We start from the raw sequence: 18,693 nt of genomic DNA, 5'->3' as shown, positions 1-18,693 counted from the left end.
CCACCAGATACGACAAGCGCGGCTACGTCTACCTCGGCACCGCCACCGCAGCAGCACTCGCCATCTGGCTCCGCACATGATCGCCCGGACAAGTCCTAGGTGCGCTGTGCGGGGTCGCCGGCTTCGGCCGCCCCGGCCGGTACCGAGGGGGCGGTGTCCGCGAGGGTGCGCAAGTGCGGCCGGCGGTCGCGGCGGAGGTCCCCGGCGACGAGGGCGACGACCGCCGCGGAACCCACGAACTCCAGCAGGCTCTGGGACGTGTCCACGAGGGACTGCGGCACCGTGCCTGCCGCGTGCGCCCACAACTCCGTGAGCGCCGACGGCATCATGAACAGCGACAGACCCACGGAGAAGCCGGTCGCGACGGGGCGGCGCCGGGTGGCGAGGAACACGCCGGCCCCGCACAGCACCGTCAGGCAGGCCCACTGGTAGGGGGCGGAAACGCCGAGGACCGCCCGCCCGGTGCCCTTGCCGACGAGCAGCTCGCCGAGCGTGCCGGGGCCCACCTCGAAGGCCGTCACCGCGTTCCGGCCGATGTAGAAGACGTTGAGCACCGCCAGCAGCAGGCCGGAGGTCGTGGCCGTGACCTTCACCGGGCGGATCCCGCCACCGGAGACCGCGTCCGCGGCGGAGGCCTCGTACTCCATCTGCCGCGCCAGGACCAGGAGCCCGCCGAGGACGAGGGCCAGCACCACGGCGACGGCGGCGGTGCCGCCGACGGCGCTCACCGAGGCGCCCTTGAGCGTGCCGAACCACGGGTCGGAGGGCGAGTCGAGCAGGAAGTACCAGACCGCGGGCAGCCGGAAGCCGAACGTCACCGCGCACGCGGTCACCAGCAGACCGCCGGCGCCCCGGGTCTGATGGAGCGTCGCCAGCCCGGCGGCCAATTGCAGCGCCGCAAGGCCGAGGTCCAGCGAGGACGTCGCCGACAGGCCGGGCGCGTCACCGGCCGTCCACAGCGCCCATGCACCCGGCAGGCCGCGCACGACGACGTCGCGCACGAGCCAGATCGCCGTCTGGGCGAACAGCGCGAGGCTCAGCACGGCCATGGTGACGCGCACCTGATGAAACGACACGCGCGGATGGTTCACGGTGTGCGGTCTCCTTCGACCTCGGACGGCGGTTGACGCACCAGGGACCGCGCGGCACGGCGATGCGCGAGGCACAGGGGGCGGCGGGCCATCAGCATGACAAAGCGTCAGAGGCGATGGCCAACACCCCTGAGATATCGGCACATCCCTTCCATCGCCGGGCGCGGATCTTCCAATCGGTCGTGCCGGGAAGCCCGGTCGGGCGGGACCCGCGTCAACCGGCCGAGGACGATTCGTCAACGCACAGTCGACGAGGCGTGAACACCCACCGGGTTGACTGATGGGAGCGACAGCACACCACGAACGAAGACGACGGAACGGACACATGGTGGACGTCAAGAACTTCCAAGGGCGCCGTGGAAGCGCCGGCAGGCGGATCTATTTCCCGTGCGCCGGCGGCACGGGCTGAATGCATGCGCATCTATTTGGGTGCCGAGAATTTCTGCGGTGTCATCGGTCGGTAACCGATCACGGATGAGGTCGTCACAGGGTCCCTGCGTGCCTGGTCCGGTACCGGGTGAGCGGCCAGAGTGAGGGACATGGCGGGGAGGGGCCTCGCCGGCGTCAAGAAATTGGGGTTATTCCGATGCAGGTTTCGACTGTCCGCCGTGCCGTTCCCGTTCTCGCTCTGGTCGTGGCCGGTTTCGCCGTGACGGCGTGCGGACCGGATACGAAGGACGCTTCCGGAGCCGGCTCCTCCCCGTCCTCCGCGGCGGCGCCCTCCGGGATCACGTCACCGGCCCGCGGAAATTCGGGCGACGCCGGTTCGGACGGGGAGGACCGGGATTCCGAGGCCGGGTCGTCCGACCGTTCCGCGGGACAGGATTCCGTCGCCGATTCCGGCTCGGGGCGTGAGGGCGGAGCACAGCGGTGCGCGTCCTCACAGCTCTCGGTTTCCATCGGGGACAAGGAATCCGGCGCGGGCACGACGCATTTCCAGCTGGTCTTCCGGAACACGGGCAGGGCGGCGTGCACGCTCACGGGCTTCCCCGGGGTGTCCTTCCACGGGCGTGACGGCGGGCAGGTGGGCAACGCCGCGGAACGCACCACGGGGACGCCGGTCGCCACGGTGACCCTGGAACCGGACGCCCGCGCCGTCGTCGACGCGCAGGCGCCGAACGGGCAGGCCGGGTACTCCGACGACGCGTGCGCGCTGCGGAGCGTCAACTACCTCGGCGTGTTCCCGCCCGGTTCGAAGGACCAGATCAACGTGGCGTGGAAGGCCTCGCAGTGCAGCGGCCGGGGCGCGGGCGGCCTGAAGGTCGGCCTGAAGGTCGGCCCGGTCCGGCCCGCCCGCTGACCCGCGCGTCCCGGGGGGGGGTCCGGCCACCGGGCCGGCGGCCGGATCCCCCCAGGCGGCCCGGGGCCGTGACGCATGGAAGCGGAGTGCCGGTCCCACGCTCCACGCGGACGCCGATCTGGCACGGTCGTACTATTCGGTGAGCGGTGCCGTCGGAAATAATGCCGACGAGCAGCCGTCGACGCGCCCGTGGCGTGTCGTACGAGCTGTGCCCGCCCCCGCCGTGCGGTGTTGCCGTCGGCTGACGCGCACTCCCGGCGCCGGGCGCACCCGGTCGTGAACGACCTCGCGGGCAATGAGGCCCGTCTCGGTGACAACCTTGTCAGAGGTGCCGGAGCGCGCTGTGGCCCTCTTGGGCACGGGGCGCCCTGGTGCGGCGTCCGCATCGTCGGGAATCGGCTGAGGTGCTCGGCATCCCTTTGCGGGTGTGTAGACCGGGCGGCCGATCGGGGGTGAACAACATCAATTCAGGTTTCACGTCGATCGCTCAACGCGTTCTGCGGCGGGTGACGGGGCGATCGCGGGAGGATGCGGGTGGAAGGTCAGCGGACGGCGGGCTCGATGAATTCATGGCCGGTTCACGACAGCGCGATAAAGTACCGGGAGAGAATGAGCCTCACGGCCGAACAGGCACAAGTTTCTGAGCGCCATTTCACGCAATGGGAGCGGGGTCCGTTCTCCCACCTCATACGCCTGGCCGTTCCTCGTCCCGCCGTTCACCGCGGTTTTCGATTCGCCGCGAACGGGCACCTCATCGACGGCCTGCTGTCCGCCCAGGTGTACTGCGATTCGCTGACCGGGGTATCGGGCAACAACCACGACCGTGATCCGATCGTGGCCGATCTGGTGACCTCGGGATGGATCGAGTTCCTGGGCGGGAAGAAAAGGCATGCGGTCAGGCCCGGGCAGATCTGCATACGCGACACCAAGTCCTCCTGGGAGTTCTCCTGCTCGCCGGCGACGACCGCGCACGTCATATCGATCCCGCGGCACCTCGTCGTTCCGCGCCTCGGATCGCTCAAGGCGCTCGGCGACGCGTACGTGTCGGACGTCGACGTCCCCGAGGTCCGGTTCTTCGTCAACTTCCTTGAAACGATCAAGAGGAGCAGCGGCGAACTGGCGGGTTCGGTCGCCGCGCAGCGGATGGCCAGGGACGCCGTGGCCACCCTGTTCTCCCGGATCATCTCGGAGCGCCCCGGTCCTGGGCTGGACGACCACCCCAGGGCCGTCGTGGTCGCCGCCAAGAACGTCATAGAGAAGCACCTGGAGAGCGGTGACCTGTCCCCTCCGATGGTCGCCCGGAGCGTCGGGGTGTCCCTGCGGACGCTGCACCGGTGCTTCTCGGCGTCGGACGACTCCGTCATGGCGTTCGCCCGGCGGAGGCGGCTGCAGAGGGCGCACGACGAGCTCATGAACGTGGGCGGCGCGGCCGGGATGTCGGAGATCGCGGCGCGTTGGCACTTCTCGGACGCCAGTCACTTCATCAGGCACTTCAAATCGTTCTACGGGGCCACTCCGGCCGCCTACTTGAGAGACCAGAGAAAGGTCGGTCCGTCATGACCCGAGTCCAGGACCCGCTCGCGCCGGTCGCATCCGCCTACACCGACGTCGTGGAGGGACTGGCCGGCGCGGCCACCGGACGCACCCGCAGGGGTGCGGGCGGCACCCTGCTGGCCGTCACCGGGGCGCCGGTCGCCTCGCTGAACGGCATCCTCGCCCCGGCGCTGGAACCGGATGCGGTAGAGATGGCCGCGCTGGCGGCCTCCGAGCCGTGGGACGTCCCCTGGAGCATCTACGTGCGCGGGGTGCCCGGAGCCGAGGTCACCGAGGTGGCGGCACAGTACGGGCTGACCCGGTTCGACCGCACACCGCTCATGATCAGGAACGCAGCCGAGGGAATGCCGCCGGAGCCCGTCGACGGGTCCCTGACCGTCCGCGCGCTGGGCGGCGGCGAACTCGGCCTGTACGCCGAGGTGATGGCGGAGGGCTTCGAGGCACCGTACGAGTTCTTCGGCATGTTCGCCGATCCGGCCGTCGCCCGCATCGAGGGGTTCACCTGCTACCTGGCCGAGGTGGACGGCGTGCCGGTGGGGACGGGGCTGGGAGCCGTGTCCGGCGGTCTGACGGGGATCTTCAACATCTCCACGCTCCCGGAGTACCGGCGCCGCGGCTACGGGAGGGCCGTCACCATGGAGATCGTGCGTGCGGGCCATGCCGCAGGTGCCACCACCGCGTACCTCTACGCGAGCAGCATGGGCGAATCCGTGTACGCCTCGGCCGGCTTCCGCACCGAGGAGCAGCTGACCATGATCTCGGCCCCGCCGCAGGCGTGACGACCGGTGCGGCCCGGCCCGGACGGTGTCCCGCGCCGCCGCGCCGGGCCGGGGCACCTGGAGTCCCCGCCCTTCACGGCCGCCGGGGGAAGTCGTGCACCATCGCCACCCTCGGCTCCAGGACCTGCCGCGGCACCGTGTGGTCCGTGTGGACCGCCACCGGCATGGTCACCACGACCTCCAGCGAGGGTTTGAGCTCCCCGCCGAGGGCGGACCGGGTGTCCGCGCTGGATCGGGGCTCGCCCTGCCGGGTACCGATCACGAGGGGAACGGTCAGACCGCGGTCCGCCAGGGCTCCTCCGAGGTACCCGGCCGGCAGTGACTCGTGGGGGAGCAGGCAGGACAGGACCGCGGAAAGGAGCCGGTGCTCGTCCTCGGCGCGGTCGGCCCACGCCGTGAGCAGGTACGACAGCCGGAACCAGCGGGGCGGTCGCCGATGCGCGGTGAACGTGCCGGCGGGATCGCGCAGTGCCGCCGCACCGTGCTCCCGAGCGGCCGTCTCCTCCCGCACGTCGTAGAGGTGCGCGTTCACGGTGGGAGCCCCGCGCCGGGTCGCCCAGGCGCGGGTGGGAGCGTCGAAGACGATGTCCGCGGTCCCGCCGGGCAGCGCCCGCGCGGACAGCAGGCGCCGCAGCGCCTCGTCGACCTCGTGGATCACCGGTGGGCTTCCGGGGTGCCGGCGCGTGCGCCCGTTGTGAGGCGGGGCCGCGGCCGCCGGGTGATCACCCCGGCCGCCCTTCCTGCCGTAGCTGCCGCACTTGTCATACCTGTCGTACCTGTCGCGTGTGCCGCCATCGTCGTCACCGTCCTGTCCCACGCGTCCCGGGCGCCGGGCCGGTGGGGGTCCGGCCCGGCGCCCGACCGGCCGTCAGTCCTTGCTGTCCTTGGCCTTCGTGCCGTCGGGGGCGACGGCGAACCAGGTGCCGCCGACGCCCTCGCCCTTGGTGTCCCCGGCCGCCGTGTCCTTGGAGAACTTGTAGACCGGCCAGCCCCCGATGGTCAGCTGATGCGTGCCGTCGGGCCTGGTGACCGCGGAGATCGTGGTGCTGTCCAGCCCCTTGAAGGTGATCTCGTCGTTGACGAGGACGGGCGGCCAGGTGACCGCGCAGGCGTCGACGCAGGTCGCCTTCGAGGGATGGGCGGAGTCCGGGTCGAAGCGGTAGAGCGTCCTGCCCTCACCGTCCACCACGGTGCTGCCGAGACCGTCGTTGTGGCCGAGCTGCACGGTGGCGGGCCAGTAGCCCCCCGACGGGTTGGTCGCCCCGGCCCCCTGACCGCCGGAGGCGCCGTTCCCGGTACCGCCGTTCGCGGTACCGCCGGATCCGGCGTCCTGCGAGGCGGCGGCGGGTGCGGCGGGAGCCTGGGACGCGGATCCGCCGTCGGGGTCACCGCATCCGGCGAGCAGCAGGACACCTCCGAGTGCTGCGGCCATGCCGAGCGATGCGTAGGAACGCGACATTGCTTCTTCCCTTGCTGTGTTCGTACGAGCAGGTGTACATGGCACGCGGGGGCGCAGCGCCCACGGGACGCTGCCGTGCCACCGACAGACAACCGAACGGGCATCCACGTTCCATGGACGTCTCGTTGACGATCCGTTCACGGGCGACCCGGCGCGGCTCCCGGGGGCGGCCGGGGAGGCGGGACCTCACCGCCCCCGTCCAACTCCTTGATCCTGGTCCGGATGTCGTCGCCCCGCCCGTGGCCCATCGCGTCGAAGACGTCCAGGGCGTCGCCCCAGGCGTCCCGCGCGTCCGCCGGCCGGCCCATGCTCAGGTAGGTGTCGCCGAGCCGGCCGAGGGTGTCGGCACTGCCGTACAGGACGCCGATCGCGCGGTAGCGGGAGAGGGCTTCCCGGTAGGCGGACACGGCCTTCTCGTGCTGGCCCAGTCGATGGTGGGCATAGCCGATGCTGTCGTGGGTGTCCGCCGAGCCGCACACGTCACCGACCGCGTCGTGCAGGGGCACGGCCTCCCGGCAGTGGACCAGGGCCTGGTCGTACTGTCCGAGCAGGGCGTGGTACCAGCCGACCGCGTTGAGCGAGCGTGCCGTCGTCACGGCGTCGCCGCTCGCCCGGCTCAACTCCAGCGCCCGTGAGGCGTGGTCCAGCGCGCCGCGTACGTCGCCCTGGCGCTCGGCCAGCCATCCGGCCTGGCGGTAGGCGTTCCCGGCGGTGGCGGCGTCCCCGGTGCCGACGAACAGCTCCACCGAGCGCGCCATGTGCGCACGGGCCTCCTCCATGCGGCCGAGCGTCGCCGTCGCCCGGGCGAGCCCCAGGAGGGTGTGCGCCTCGGCGAGCAGGTCCCCCAGGCGGCGCGTCGCGCCCAGGGCCGCCCGGTGGGTCTCCTCTATCTCGTGCCATCCGAACCGGCGGTCCAGGTAGGGCCTGACGGCCCAGGCGAGTCGCCACGCGTGCGTGTCGAAGGACCGGTCGGAGGCCAGGCCAACGCAGGCGACCAGCGCGGCGTGCTCGGCGTCGAACCATCGTCGTGCCGCTTCGCCGCCGCCCCCGCGGGCGAACTCCTCGACGTACGCGCCCGGCGACGCCGGGGGTATGCCGATGTCGTCCCGGCCCGAGGTGAAGAGCCGCCTCGCGTGGCCGGCGCTGTGCAGGTAGTGGTCCAGCAGCCTGCGGCGCCCCGCGTCCTGCTCGTCCTCCGTCTCCGTCGAGTCGAGCAGTTCGGATGCGTACGCGCCCAACAGGTCGTGCGAGACGAACCGGCCGGGGCTGCGCTCGTCCACGAGGTGGGCCTGGAGCAGTTCGTCCAGCAACCGGCGCGTGTGCGCCATGGAGAACCCGCCGAGGCTCGCCGCGGCACCCGTCCCGGCGTCGGGGCCGGGATGGAGCGCGAGCATCCGGAACAGCCGCGCGGCATCGGCGCCGAGGGCGCGGTAGGAGCAGGCGAAGGCGGCGCGGACGTCGGCCGCGGCGTCGCCGCTGCGGAAGGCGTCGAGGTCACCGGCGCTGCCGTGCAGTTCCGCCGCGATGACCGACAGCGGCATGGCCGGGCGGGTCACCGCACGGCCGGCGGTGATCGCCAGCGCCAGCGGCAGCCGGCAGCACATCGCGACGATGTCCGCGACCGCCTCGGGCTCGGCCGCCGTCCTGGTACCTCCGAGACGACGTGTCAGGAGGCTGTGCCCCTCCGACGCCGACAGCACGTCCAGGGGGATCGGCCGGGCACCGTCGACGGCCACCAGGCCGGCCATCTGGTCGCGGCTGGTCACGATCACCAGGCATCCGGGCGCCCCCGGCAGCAGGGGCCGGACCTGGGCGGCGTCGCGCGCGTTGTCCAGGAGCAGCAGCACGCGCTTGCCGGCGAGCCAGGTGCGGTGCAGGGCCGCCAGCGCGTCGACGTCCTGCGGCTCGCTCCCGACGGTGGCACCCAGGGCGTCCAGCACCGTGCGCAGGGCCTGTTCCGGGCCGAGCGGAGGACCCGCGTGGTCGAAGCCCCGCAGATTGAGGTAGATCTGCCCGTCGGGGAAGCCGTCGGCGACCTGCCGGGCCCAGTGGACGGCGAAGGCCGTCTTCCCGACGCCCGCCATGCCGGTGACGACGCTCACCGCCGCCGCCCCGCTCTCCGCCGGCAGGCCCGTCGCGGCGGACAGTTCGGCCTCCCGGCCGACGAACGTCGCGGGGCCCGCGGGCAATTGGGCCGGCGTCGCCGCCGCGGTGGGAACCTGCCCGCGGGCGGTGTCCACCTGCTCCGTACGGGTCTGCTCCGTACGGGCCTGTTCCGTGCGGGCCTGGGCCGTACCCGTCCGGGCCGCCGGGGCGACGAGGTCGCCGTCCGCACGCAGCACGCGCTGGAACATCCGCTGGAGGCCCGGGCCGGGGTCGACGCCGAGCTCCTCCGCCAGCAGTTCCTGTCCCTCCCGGTAGGTGGCCAGGGCCGCCGCCTGCCGTCCCGACCGGTAGAGGGCGAGCATCAGCATCTCCCGGAACCGCTCGTCGAGCGGGTGCTCGCTCACGAGGCCGGTCAGCTTGCCGACCGCCTGCACGTGCGAACCGAGGTCGATCTCGGCCCTCATGAGCATCGCCTCGCCGGACAGCCGTTGTTCACCGAGCCTGTGCCGCTGGGAGTCCGCGTACGCGCCCCGGACTCCCGACAGGGCGGATCCCTGCCACAGCGCCAGGGCCGCACGTGCGTGCCCGGCCGCCTCCTTCGGGCTCCCCGCGTCGAGGGCGCGCTCCGTCCGGGTGAGCAGCTCCTGGAAGATCCCGAGGTCGAGTCCGTCCGGTGGCATGCGGAGCTGGTAACCGCGTCCCACGGACTGGATCGTGGAGGACGCGCCCTCCCCACCGGGGTCCAGTGCCCGGCGCAGCCGGTGCACATAGGTGCGCAACGTGCCCAGCGCCGAAGCGGGCGCCCGCGTGCCCCACACCGCGTCGATCAGTTCGCCGGCCGAGACCTGGGCACCGTCGGCCAGCAGGAGCGCGGCCAGCACCGCCCGCTGCTGGGGCGGTCCCAGGTCGACCTCGTCCGCACCCCGCCATGCCCTGACCGGCCCCAGGACGGCATAACGCAACTGGTCCTTCAATGGTCTTCCTTCTGGGCATCCCTGATGCCACGCCGTGTGCGGCGGGCCGCCCGCGCCGTGGCCGGCCCGCGCGAACCGCCTTACGTGCCGGTCGGTCGCCAGGTCCAGCTCGGCCGCTGGTAGGCGATCCCGAAGCCGTACCGCAGCATGTTCCGGTAGGAGGGGTTCGGGTCTTCCGGGGTCGAGGGCCCGGTCTCCACGACGAGCCACTCGCAGCCCGCCTCGCGGGCCGCCAGGGCCCGGGCGTGGATGAGGGCCCCCTGCGCCCCGAGGTTGCGCGCCTGCGGCAGGGTCCCTCCCGCGAAGAGGGAGGCCACCCGGCCGTGGATGCGGAGGTTGCCTCCCGCGACGATCTTCCCCCCGCCGTCCCTCACGCCGAAGGGACGCCATGAGGGATGCCCTGCCGTGGCGACGGCGGCGGGTGGGAAGCACCGTCCGCCGATCCCCATCGCGGTGGCGACCGTACGTGCCCACTCCGCGGCGTGCTGCGGTCGTACGACCTCAACGGACAGGCCGTCACCCAGGCGGAGGGAGCGGCCGGCGGCGATGACGTCCTCCACCGGAGCGGCGAACTTGACCACTCCCGCGCCGCCCTGCAGCGCGAACTTCTCGGCGATCCGGTCCCAGTCCGCCGGCAGCACGGAGGGCGCGAACTGGAGAACGGCCAGGCCGGGCCGGTGAGCCGTGTAGAAGTCGAGCACGTCGGCGACGAGGCCCGCGGTGACGGGTGTCCCGAAGCCGAACCCGAGCGCCCTGCTCCAGAACCTGTCGGGGTCGTCACCGACCGACAGGCAGACGCCTCCGTGGAGCCGTGCCGCCGCCATGGCCAGGTCGACGCGGTCCTGGCCGGACACCAGACCCTCGAACTCGAACATCTCCTCCGCCTCCGCCGACTCCAGGAGGGGAAGGACGTCGCTCGGAAACCTCATGGAACCCCCGTGATGCGCCGCTCGCCCCGTGCCGCCCCCGCGCCCGCCCGGACCGTCCCGCGGTGCGCGGGGCCGCCCGGCGAGGGCGTGTCCGAGGGCAGGCCGAGGTGTCCGCGACCTGGGCGAAGTCTTCAGGCCCCAGTTTTCCCGGCCGTCGCGGTGATGAATAGAACGGACGTGCCATGTTCGCCTCGCCGTGCACACCTTTTGGCGTGGGGAGCTCCCCGGCCGCCTCACACGACGGTGGTGACGACCGCGTAACGGTCGCTCAGGAGCGGGATGACGCGCTCCAGGGCGAGGTCGCGGAAGTGGGGGCTGTCGCGGTGGGCCTGGAGGGCCGCCCGGTCCTCGTAGCGCTCGACCAGGACGATGTCCCCGTCGTCGGTCCCGTCCGGGTGGAAGACCTGGTAGCCCAGGCAGCCCGGTTCGTCCCGGGAGGCCCGTACCAGTGCCGTGAGCGTGGCGAGGACGGTGTCGCGGCTGCCGGGCGCGGGGTTCCACCGGGCGATCACGACGACCTGGCCCGGCTGGGCGTCGGTCAGCGGCCACGTCGCCTCGGGGGTGTCGTTCATCGGCTCGGTGCTCCCGTCGTCCGCGGCGTCGGTGGCGCGCACACCGGCCACCCAGGGGCATGGTGGCACCCGTCCACGGGGAGGCCGGTGCCCTGGGCGGCGTGTCCCCTCCCCTTCGCCCGGAGGCCGGACGGCTATTCGAGTCCGGCCAACCGCGAACCCGACCTGGCCCGCCGGGGCCGGCCCGCCCGAAGCGGGCCGGCCCCGGACCCGGCTGCCTCAGACGGCGGCCCCGGCCGGCTGCCGGGGAGACTCACGCAGTGCGCTCTCACGCTTGGGCAGGGCGACGCAGGCCAGCGCGGTCAGCAGCGAGACCGCCGCGGTGAAGAGCGCGACGGGCCAGGAGGAACCGCCCAGTGACAGGAGGTAGGTGGCGACCATCGGGCCGAAGCCGCCACCGACCGCGGCGGCCAGGTGGTAGCAGAGGCTGCTTCCCGTGTAGCGGACCTCCCGCGCGAACAACTCCGCCACCTCGCCGGCGAGTACGCCGTACCCGGACCCGATGAAGACCATCGCCCCGCCCACCGCCACGTAGAGCAGGGCCGGCTCACGCGTCTGCATCAGCGCGAAGGCCGGGAACGCCCAGACGAGCAGCGCGGACGTCGAGATGACGGCCACCCGGCGAGCCGTGATGCGACGGGCCGCGAGGACGCCCCCGTAGATGAAGGCTCCCTGGACGACGGCCGCGATCAGGTTCGCGGGGAGCGCGATCGAGGCCGGCATGGACAGCGTCGTCGTGGCGTAGCTGAGGACGAACGAGGTGAGCAGGTAGTAGGTGAGGAAGACCCCGGAGAAGGCGAGCGTGCCGATGAGGACCTGCCGGGACCCGCTCCTGAGGACCTGGAAGAACGGCACCCGGGCCCGCTCCTGCCGCTCCGCCGCCGTGGCGTACTCGCGGGTCTCGGACACCTTCACGCGGATGTACAGGCCGACCGGGACGAGCAGCGCCGACGCCAGAAAGGGTATGCGCCATGCCCAGTCCCGGAGTTGCGCCGTCCCGACGGAGGTGCTCAGCACGGTGAAGACGGTCGTCGCGAGCAGCAGACCGCCGGGGCTCCCCAACTGTGCGAAGGAACCGTAGAGCGTCTTCTTCCGCTCGGGGGCGTTCTCCGTGGCGATGAGCACGGCCCCCGCCCATTCGCCGCCGACCGCGAGGCCCTGCACGAGCCGGAGGACGATGAGGAGGATCGGGGCCGCCACGCCGATGGCGGCGTAGGTGGGCAGCAGGCCGATGAGGAAGGTCGCGCTCCCCATCGCCAGGAGCGTCACCACGAGCGTGCTCTTCCTGCCGAAGCGGTCACCGAAGTGGCCGAACACGACGGCCCCCAGGGGACGTACGAAGAAGCCGACCGCCAGCGTCATGAACGACAGGAGTTTTCCGACCAGGGGGTCTTCCGAGGGGAAGAACACGTCGTTGAAGACCAGTGCCGTCGCGGTGCCGTAGATGAAGTAGTCGTACCACTCGATGGCCGTGCCCACGAACGAGGCGGCGGCTATGCGGAGCGGGGACGTGGTCGAGTGGGTCGCGCTGGTGCTCATGAGTCACCTCTCGTCGGTGGCGCCATCGTCAGTGAGCCGATCCGTAGCCGCCGCCACCGCCGGTGCGGACGGTGATCCTGTCTCCGCGGTTGAGGATCTCCTGGTACGTGCAGTCGAGGACCTCGACGCTGCCGTCGGCCCGCTCGATCGTGAAGTTGCCCGTGCCGCCCTGGTCGCCGCCCTTGATCCCGGCGGCTCCGACCGTGTGCCGGTCCGCGTACCCGGCGACCGAGACTCCGTCGGTGGTCGCCACGTAGGTGCGGCTGATGCCGCGTCCGCCGCTGTGGGCGCCGGCCCCACCGGAGCCGTCCACCAGCGCGTACTCCTCGATCCGAAAGTGGTCGAAGTCCGTCTCCAGGGCCTCGACGGGAGCGTTGGCGCAGTTGGAGATGGGGTTGTCCAGAGCGTCGGGCCCGTCGTGATCGGCGCACGCGCCCCAGCCGCCGCCGAGGATCTCCAGTGACACCTGGTAGCCGTCGGTGCCACGCTTGCTGACCGCGATCGCCGTGGTGGTGTCGAATCCGGTCGCCACGGCACGCTCGGGCAAGGCCTGTCCGAGCGCCCGGACGACCGCGTTGAAGACCCGGGAGGCCGGCGTCAGCCGCGCGCGTACGGCGGCCGGTGGCCGCGGATTGAGTACGGAGCCGTAGGGGGCCGACACGGTGATCGGACGGTTGCAGCCCTCGTTGAAGCCGATGTCGGGCGAGTCCAGCATGCATCGGACGGCCGACTGGACGGCTGAGACGGTCGACGCCATCGGGCAGTTGACATTGCCGAGGATCTGTTCGGAACTGCCGCCGAAGTCGACGGAGATCTCGGTGCCCGAGACGGTGACCTCGGCCTCCACCCGGGCCTGGCCGGCTCCCCACGGGGTGGCGTCGAACGTCTCCACGGCGCGGTAGACGCCGTCCGGGATGAGGCCGATGGCCGCACGGACCCGCTTCTCCGCGTAGTCCTTGACGTCCGTCATCGCCTGGAGCACCTCGTCCCGGCCGTGCCGTCGAACGAGATCGGTCAGCCGCCGCGCCGCCGTGCCGCTCGCGGCGAACTGCGCCTGGAGGTCCCCGATCACCGCATCGGGGACCCGTACGTTGGCCGCGATGATCTGGCGGACGAAGCCGTTCGGATCGTCGAAGTCCCGCGAGACCGAGAAGCGGGAGAGCGGCAGCCGCAGCCCCTCCTGATACAGCTCCGTGGCGTGCGCCGAGAGTCCGGCGTGCGAGCCTCCGATGTCGACGTGATGCGCGGTCGAGGCACCGAAGCCGATGAGTTCCCCGTCGACGAAGACGGGGGTCAGCAGGTAGATGTCCTGGAGGTGCTGGCCACCGTGGTACGGATCGTTCATCAGCAGCGCGTCGTCCTCCGTCAGGTCCGCGAGGTCGATGCGCCGGGAGATCCCCTGCAGGGCGAGCGCGATGCCCGCGGTCATGATCGGTATGCACTCGGCCTGGGCCACGACCTCGCCCTTGGCGTCGGTCAGGGCCACGGAGAAGTCACGTGCCTCGCGGACGATGGACGAGATGGCCGAGCGGCGCAGGTTGACCGCCATCTCGCGGCCGATGGCATCCAGACCGGTCTTGATGACGCTCAGCTGGCTGGGGGCGAGATGCATGGTCAGTTCCGTTCCAGGAGGAGGTTGGTGTGGGCGTCCACGGATGCCGACCAGCCCGTCGGGACGAACGTCGTGGAGGTGCCGTCCTCGATGACGGCAGGGCCGATCTGCCTGCCGCCGACCGGCAGGCTGCGCCGGGAGCGGAAGACGGCGTCCACGACGGCGCCGTTCTCGGTGACCGGATGGGTGCTGACGGGCAGCTCCGCGTCGATGTCCACCCGGGGCAGCACCAGTGGCGGCCGCGGTCGGGTCACGGTGAGCCGCACCGTGACCACCTGGACGGGACGGTCGCTCTCCGCGTGGCCGTACCGGCGGGCGTGCACCTTGTGGAAGTGCCCCACCAGCCCGTCGACCGTCGTCGAGGGCCCGTCGGGCAGGTCGACCGGTACCTCGAAGCCCTGCCCGCCGTACCGCATGTCGGCGGCGAAGGAGAAGCCCGCGTCGTCCAGGGCGACACCCTGGGCCCCGAGCTGCTCCTCGGCCGTGGCGCGCAGACCGTCCATCACCGGCCGCAGGCATTCCTCCCCCAGTGCGGCCGCGTCGCTCAGGTACGTCTGGGAGAACTCCCTGCGGAATCCCGCCGTCAGCAGGCCGTAGGCCGACGCCAGGCCGGCGTGCGGCGGAACGATCACCCGCGTCATCCCCAGGTCCTCGGCCACGGTGGCGGCGTGCAGCGGTCCCGCACCGCCGTAGGCGACTAGGGTGTAGGACTTGACGTCGTGACCGCGCTCGGTCGTGGTGACCCGGATGGCTCCGGCCATCGCCACGCTCGTCAGCAGGTAGACGTCCTCGGCGATCTGCTCCACCGTCCGGCCCAGCCGCTCCGCCAGGGGAGCGAGGGCCTCCCGGGCGGCCGAGGTGTGCAGGGTGTGGCGTCCGCCGAGGAAGGTCTCGGGGCGGAGCAGCCCCCGCACCGCGTTGGCGTCGGTGACGGTGGGCCGGGTGCCGCCCCTGCCGTAGCACACCGGTCCCGGGTCGGCACCGGCCGATCGGGGGCCGACCGTCAGCAGACCACCGCTGTCGACGTCCACCAGGCTGCCGCCGCCCGCTCCGACGGCTGTGATGTCGACCATCGGCACCCTGACCGGAAGCCCGTCGGCGAGCACCTCGGTGGTGAGTTCCGTCCGTCCCTCGTGGACGACGGCGACGTCCGTGCTGGTGCCGCCCATGTCCATGGTCACGATGTTGCGGACGCCGGCGTTCTCGGCGACGGCTATGGCGCCGGCCACGCCGGCCGCCGGCCCGGACCGCAGCATGCTCAGCGGGGCCGACGCCGCCGCGCGGGCCGGGACCATGCCGCCGTTCGACTGCATGACGTGCAGCTCGGCGACGCCGCCTTCGTGGGCCGAAGCTTCCAGATCCGCCAGGTAGCGCTGGATGCGGGGGCGCAGGAACGCGTCGATCGTCGTGGTCGTGGTGCGCTCGTACTCTCGGAACTCACGTGCGCAGGAGCTGGAGAGGGACACCACCAGGCCGGGGAACTCCGCCGCGGCCAGCTCCGCGATCCGCTCCTCGTGCGCCGGTTCGGCGTAGGAGTGCAGCAGGCTGACCGCGACCGCGTCGGCCCCGCGTTCCGTGAGGTCCGCGAGCGCGGCACGCACGCTGTCCTCGTCGAGCGGCTGGAGAACGGCACCGGAGCGGTCGAGGCGCTCCGACACCTCCGCGACCAGTTCGCGGGGCACCAGCGGGGCCGGCTTGCGGTAGGCGAGGTCGTACATGCTGGAACGGTCCTGGCGCTGCAGCTCCAGCAGGTCGCGGAAGCCCCGGGTCACGATGAGCCCGACCCGTGCGCCCTTCCGTTCGATCAGCGCGTTGGTCGCGACGGTCGATCCGTGGAGGAGCACCGCGTGGTCACGCAGGGCGGGATCGAGGTTCCGCAGACCGGTGGTCACCGCCCGGTCAGGATGGGAGGGGGTGGAGAAGACCTTGTCGGTCGCGCGGAGGACCCCGTTGTCGTCCAGCACCACGAGATCGGTAAATGTGCCGCCGCATTCGACGCCGATGCGCATGTTGTGTCCTCGCTGATGGTTGAGGTCAGTAACTGGGCGGTGCTATCGCCCACAAGACCGTGGCTGTTGCGTTTCCGACCTCTCGGACGCGATGGGGTTCGCTGCTCGAGTAGGTGATCGAATCGAGTGCGGACAACCGGTGGACGGCCTCGGCGACCGTCACCTCGACTTCGCCGGAGATCACGAGCAGCAGTTCCTCCGAGTCGCCGTGGCTGTACGGTTCGACGCCTGTCGAGCCGCCCGCCTCGAAAACCCCGATGAAGGCTTCGAGGTGGTTGAAGTGCTTCGGGGTGAGCCGGAGCTTGCGCCCGTCGACCCCGAAGGAGAATCCCTGCTGATCGGTGAATCTGGTGACCGCCGGCCTGTTGTCCCAGGAAGCGGTGAAGAGATCACCCACCTCGAGCCCCAGCACCTTCGCGATCTTCTGCAAGGTCGCGATGCTTCCCGAGTGGACGCCCCGCTCGAGCTGTGACACGAAGCCTTCCGACAGGCCGGCCGCTTCCGCCACGTTCCGCAGCGTCAGCCGGAGAGCCAGCCGCCGTTGCCTGAGCCGAGCACCGATGTGATCGGCCTCCATGTCCTGCTTGGCGGTCGATGACTCCGGGGACTTGACCATGACCCTCCGATCGTTGAGGTGAAATTACATACGGCTGAGCCCGTGCACAAGAGCCTTGTGGAATTGCCTCAGATCTCTGAGGTGAGCTCAAGGTGCGCCCACCGCCGCGAGGTTGGCGCTGGTCAGCGGTTTCGCCGACGAGTCGGTCGTCGATCCACGGCGACGCCAGGATGGCACGCGGGTTCTATCGACCGACGGTGCGCTCGGGGATAGTGGGAGCGGCTGTCGCCGGCGGGTCGGCCCTGCCCTGCCCCGGACGTGATGCGGCCGTTCGGACGGGGTGGATTCCCGGGTCGGGACGGGCGCCGGCGGGGAAAGGCCGTGCGGGCGCCGGCACCTCGGTCCGGTGCGCCTCGTCGTCGCCTGCCGCGCGTGCGGCCGGCCGCGGCTTGCGCTTCCGGATCGCGCGGTGAAGCCCTCTCACCCCCCGGATGTTGGAAGGATTCGATGGCAGCCTCTCCTGACGAGCCGACGGCTGCGGACGACGAGGCGGGGGCCGTGCGCCGCCGCGGCCCGTCGCCGTTGCCCCGGCGGACGCGGAGGACGAACGCGATCGCCGAGGCCGACGCCACCCGGAGCCAGGACCCCCCGGACTGGACCACGCACAGGACCGAGACGCTGCGCGCCAGGCAGGCCGCCGCCCTTCCGGTCGAACCCGAGGACACGTCCGGAGGGTCGCCGTCCGGCTATGCGGACGGATTCGCGGCCGGGCTCGCCTTCGCCTCGTACCCCGAGGTGCCCGTGGCCGAGGGCGGTCCGACGCCCGGAGCTGAACCGCACGGGGGCGCCGGCCGGGAGGGGACCGCGCTCGCGGCCCCCCGTACCCGCGGGCCCCGGCGGCTGCTGCTGGCGGGCGCCTGCCTGGTGGCCGGCCTGCTGCTGTGCGTCCCCTTCCTGTTGCGGGGTTCGGACCCCGGCGAGGGCGGTTCGGCGGCCGCTCCCCGCCCCGGCTCCGTGCCGGGCACCGGGTCCTCCTCGGTCGGCACCGTCCCGGCGAGCCCGCTCGACGTGACGCGCCCGTCCCCGGGACGGGCTCCGGGGCAGTCGTCCGCGGGCGATGCCGAGAGCGAACTCCCGCCGTCCCCTCGGGATCCCGAACCCGGTGAGGCCGCCCCCGGGGCGGAGAGCGGCGAGGTTCCCGTTTCCGCGAGACCCTCCTCCTCCGAGGTGGCTCCAGGTGTGGCGATACGCAGTCACGCTTCCCGAAGGTGCATCGACGGCGGCCCCGTGGAGGGCGCGCTGCTGAGGCTCCGGGACTGCACGGTCAGCGCCGGACAGTCATGGCGGATCGTGCCGGAGGACAGGAGCATCAGGATCTCGGGCACGTGCATGGACGTCGCGGGCGGATCAACGGCCGACGGTGCGGCCGTCCGACTGGCCGACTGCAGCGGCGCCGCCTCCCAGAGGTTCCGGCTCAACCCCGCCCACGACCTGGTCAACCTCCAGGCCCACAAGTGCGTGGAGGCCACGGACCCGTACGGAGGCAACGGCACGGCGCTGCGGCTGTGGACCTGCACGGGCGCGGACAACCAGAAGTGGAGTTCGGGCTGATCCCTCGGCCCGCGGGTCACGCGGAGGGGGAGGGGGGCAGCGGCACGCATGATCAATGGAATTGTCTCCCTCGTTCAATGAAGTCCAGGTGGGAGGCACTACGTTTGAAAGTGGCACCCCGCGTGCCGCTTCCACGTGTCCGGCCCCTCGTACGGCCGTCGGCCCCCGGCATTCTTCGTGGCGACGAAGCCGCCGCAGGTGTCCGGGGGACGCGTGAAATTCCGCTCCCGTGCCGCATCGCATGACGACCGGGTGCTTTTCGTCCCCCGCGCGTATTCCTGACGTGCTGAAAGTCTGAGGAGAATGCAGTGTCCGAACAGCGGACCGACGGCCCGGCACGGCCACCGGTGGTGACCACCGCTCGCGCGGTCGCCGGTGTCTGCCTCGTCATCCCCTTCGTCGCCATGCTCTGGGTCGGCTCGTACGCGAAGCTGACGCCGGAGTTCATCGGCATCCCGTTCTTCTACTGGTACCAGGTGCTGTGGGTGTTCGTGTCCTCCGGGCTGACGTACGCCGCGTACGTGCTGGTCCGTCGTGAGGAGCGGGCACGGAAGGAGGCCGCGAAGTGAAGGACGGGGTCAACGGCGTCGCGCTCGGCGTCT

The 18,693-nt window shown here is 71.8% G+C and carries 15 protein-coding genes; 5 read left to right on the top strand and 10 right to left on the bottom strand.

Features of this window, described 5'->3' with window-relative positions:
* Positions 1–95: 95 nt before the first annotated feature.
* The gene (locus PV341_RS33355; protein WP_500359785.1) at positions 96–1,076 is read right to left on the bottom strand and encodes a hypothetical protein; all 981 of its coding nucleotides are present in this window, start codon (positions 1,074–1,076) and stop codon (positions 96–98) included.
* Positions 1,077–1,677: 601 nt separating this feature from the next.
* Here PV341_RS33355 and PV341_RS33350 point away from each other — a divergent pair.
* The 3 genes from PV341_RS33350 to PV341_RS33340 all read left to right on the top strand — a co-directional run bounded on the left by PV341_RS33350 (position 1,678) and on the right by PV341_RS33340 (position 4,724).
* Positions 1,678–2,391: a DUF4232 domain-containing protein gene (locus tag PV341_RS33350; protein WP_500359784.1), complete on the top strand. Its 714-nt coding sequence runs from the start codon at positions 1,678–1,680 to the stop codon at positions 2,389–2,391.
* A 609-nt stretch (positions 2,392–3,000) separates the two neighbouring features.
* Positions 3,001–3,951 (top strand): helix-turn-helix domain-containing protein, encoded by a 951-nt coding sequence (locus PV341_RS33345; protein ID WP_500359783.1) that lies wholly within the window; start codon positions 3,001–3,003, stop codon positions 3,949–3,951.
* Complete coding sequence (locus PV341_RS33340; protein ID WP_500329026.1) at positions 3,948–4,724, top strand: GNAT family N-acetyltransferase; 777 nt, start codon at positions 3,948–3,950, stop codon at positions 4,722–4,724. The genes PV341_RS33345 and PV341_RS33340 overlap by 4 nt, the downstream gene beginning before the upstream one ends.
* A 73-nt stretch (positions 4,725–4,797) precedes the next feature.
* Here PV341_RS33340 and PV341_RS33335 read toward each other — a convergent pair whose 3' ends face one another.
* From PV341_RS33335 to PV341_RS33295, 9 genes are all read right to left on the bottom strand, one after another.
* Positions 4,798–5,382, bottom strand: a complete 585-nt coding sequence (locus tag PV341_RS33335; RefSeq protein ID WP_500359782.1) for a Pvc16 family protein — start codon at positions 5,380–5,382, stop codon at positions 4,798–4,800.
* A gap of 210 nt (positions 5,383–5,592) precedes the next feature.
* Positions 5,593–6,183: a hypothetical protein gene (locus PV341_RS33330; protein WP_500329024.1), complete on the bottom strand. Its 591-nt coding sequence runs from the start codon at positions 6,181–6,183 to the stop codon at positions 5,593–5,595.
* A gap of 137 nt (positions 6,184–6,320) precedes the next feature.
* On the bottom strand, positions 6,321–9,263 hold the full coding sequence (locus tag PV341_RS33325; RefSeq protein WP_500359780.1) for an AfsR/SARP family transcriptional regulator: 2,943 nt from the start codon (positions 9,261–9,263) through the stop codon (positions 6,321–6,323).
* A gap of 80 nt (positions 9,264–9,343) precedes the next feature.
* A complete protein-coding gene (locus tag PV341_RS33320; RefSeq protein WP_500359779.1) occupies positions 9,344–10,192 on the bottom strand; it encodes a GNAT family N-acetyltransferase in 849 nt (282 codons plus the stop codon).
* Positions 10,193–10,425: 233 nt separating this feature from the next.
* Positions 10,426–10,815, bottom strand: coding sequence for a putative quinol monooxygenase (locus PV341_RS33315; RefSeq protein WP_500359778.1), 390 nt, complete (start codon positions 10,813–10,815; stop codon positions 10,426–10,428).
* A 168-nt stretch (positions 10,816–10,983) separates the two neighbouring features.
* Complete coding sequence (locus PV341_RS33310) at positions 10,984–12,303, bottom strand: MFS transporter (RefSeq protein ID WP_500329020.1); 1,320 nt, start codon at positions 12,301–12,303, stop codon at positions 10,984–10,986.
* A 28-nt stretch (positions 12,304–12,331) separates the two neighbouring features.
* The gene (locus PV341_RS33305) at positions 12,332–13,915 is read right to left on the bottom strand and encodes a hydantoinase B/oxoprolinase family protein (protein ID WP_500359776.1); all 1,584 of its coding nucleotides are present in this window, start codon (positions 13,913–13,915) and stop codon (positions 12,332–12,334) included.
* 2 nt (positions 13,916–13,917) lie between these two features.
* On the bottom strand, positions 13,918–15,924 hold the full coding sequence (locus PV341_RS33300; RefSeq protein WP_500359775.1) for a hydantoinase/oxoprolinase family protein: 2,007 nt from the start codon (positions 15,922–15,924) through the stop codon (positions 13,918–13,920).
* Between the two features lie 25 nt (positions 15,925–15,949).
* The gene (locus PV341_RS33295; protein WP_500329017.1) at positions 15,950–16,540 is read right to left on the bottom strand and encodes a helix-turn-helix domain-containing protein; all 591 of its coding nucleotides are present in this window, start codon (positions 16,538–16,540) and stop codon (positions 15,950–15,952) included.
* Between the two features lie 447 nt (positions 16,541–16,987).
* Here PV341_RS33295 and PV341_RS33290 point away from each other — a divergent pair, with 447 nt between their 5' ends.
* Together PV341_RS33290 and PV341_RS33285 are read left to right on the top strand one after the other, a co-directional pair.
* Positions 16,988–18,091 carry a ricin-type beta-trefoil lectin domain protein gene (locus PV341_RS33290; protein WP_500329016.1) on the top strand — a complete coding sequence of 368 codons (1,104 nt, stop codon included), beginning with the start codon at positions 16,988–16,990 and terminating at the stop codon, positions 18,089–18,091.
* A 308-nt stretch (positions 18,092–18,399) separates the two neighbouring features.
* Positions 18,400–18,660: a DUF3311 domain-containing protein gene (locus tag PV341_RS33285; RefSeq protein WP_500329015.1), complete on the top strand. Its 261-nt coding sequence runs from the start codon at positions 18,400–18,402 to the stop codon at positions 18,658–18,660.
* Positions 18,661–18,693 lie beyond the last annotated feature (33 nt).

Origin of the sequence: Streptomyces sp. PA03-1a, from assembly GCF_033792805.1 — a bacterium.
Classification (GTDB): domain Bacteria; phylum Actinomycetota; class Actinomycetes; order Streptomycetales; family Streptomycetaceae; genus Actinacidiphila.
The sequence above is the reverse complement of the archived record's forward strand: the minus strand, read 5'-3'. Positions and strand labels throughout refer to the sequence as shown.

What these genes read in the sequence shown, in the direction of transcription:
- PV341_RS33340 (WP_500329026.1), top strand. Translation starts at nt 3,948, where the DNA reads ATGACCCGAGTCCAGGACCCGCTCGCGCCGGTCGCATCCGCCTACACC.
- PV341_RS33310 (WP_500329020.1), bottom strand. Translation starts at nt 12,303, where the DNA reads ATGAGCACCAGCGCGACCCACTCGACCACGTCCCCGCTCCGCATAGCC.
- PV341_RS33320 (WP_500359779.1), bottom strand. Translation starts at nt 10,192, where the DNA reads ATGAGGTTTCCGAGCGACGTCCTTCCCCTCCTGGAGTCGGCGGAGGCG.
- PV341_RS33350 (WP_500359784.1), top strand. Translation starts at nt 1,678, where the DNA reads ATGCAGGTTTCGACTGTCCGCCGTGCCGTTCCCGTTCTCGCTCTGGTC.
- PV341_RS33290 (WP_500329016.1), top strand. Translation starts at nt 16,988, where the DNA reads ATGGCAGCCTCTCCTGACGAGCCGACGGCTGCGGACGACGAGGCGGGG.
- PV341_RS33300 (WP_500359775.1), bottom strand. Translation starts at nt 15,924, where the DNA reads ATGCGCATCGGCGTCGAATGCGGCGGCACATTTACCGATCTCGTGGTG.
- PV341_RS33295 (WP_500329017.1), bottom strand. Translation starts at nt 16,540, where the DNA reads ATGGTCAAGTCCCCGGAGTCATCGACCGCCAAGCAGGACATGGAGGCC.
- PV341_RS33330 (WP_500329024.1), bottom strand. Translation starts at nt 6,183, where the DNA reads ATGTCGCGTTCCTACGCATCGCTCGGCATGGCCGCAGCACTCGGAGGT.
- PV341_RS33345 (WP_500359783.1), top strand. Translation starts at nt 3,001, where the DNA reads ATGAGCCTCACGGCCGAACAGGCACAAGTTTCTGAGCGCCATTTCACG.
- PV341_RS33305 (WP_500359776.1), bottom strand. Translation starts at nt 13,915, where the DNA reads ATGCATCTCGCCCCCAGCCAGCTGAGCGTCATCAAGACCGGTCTGGAT.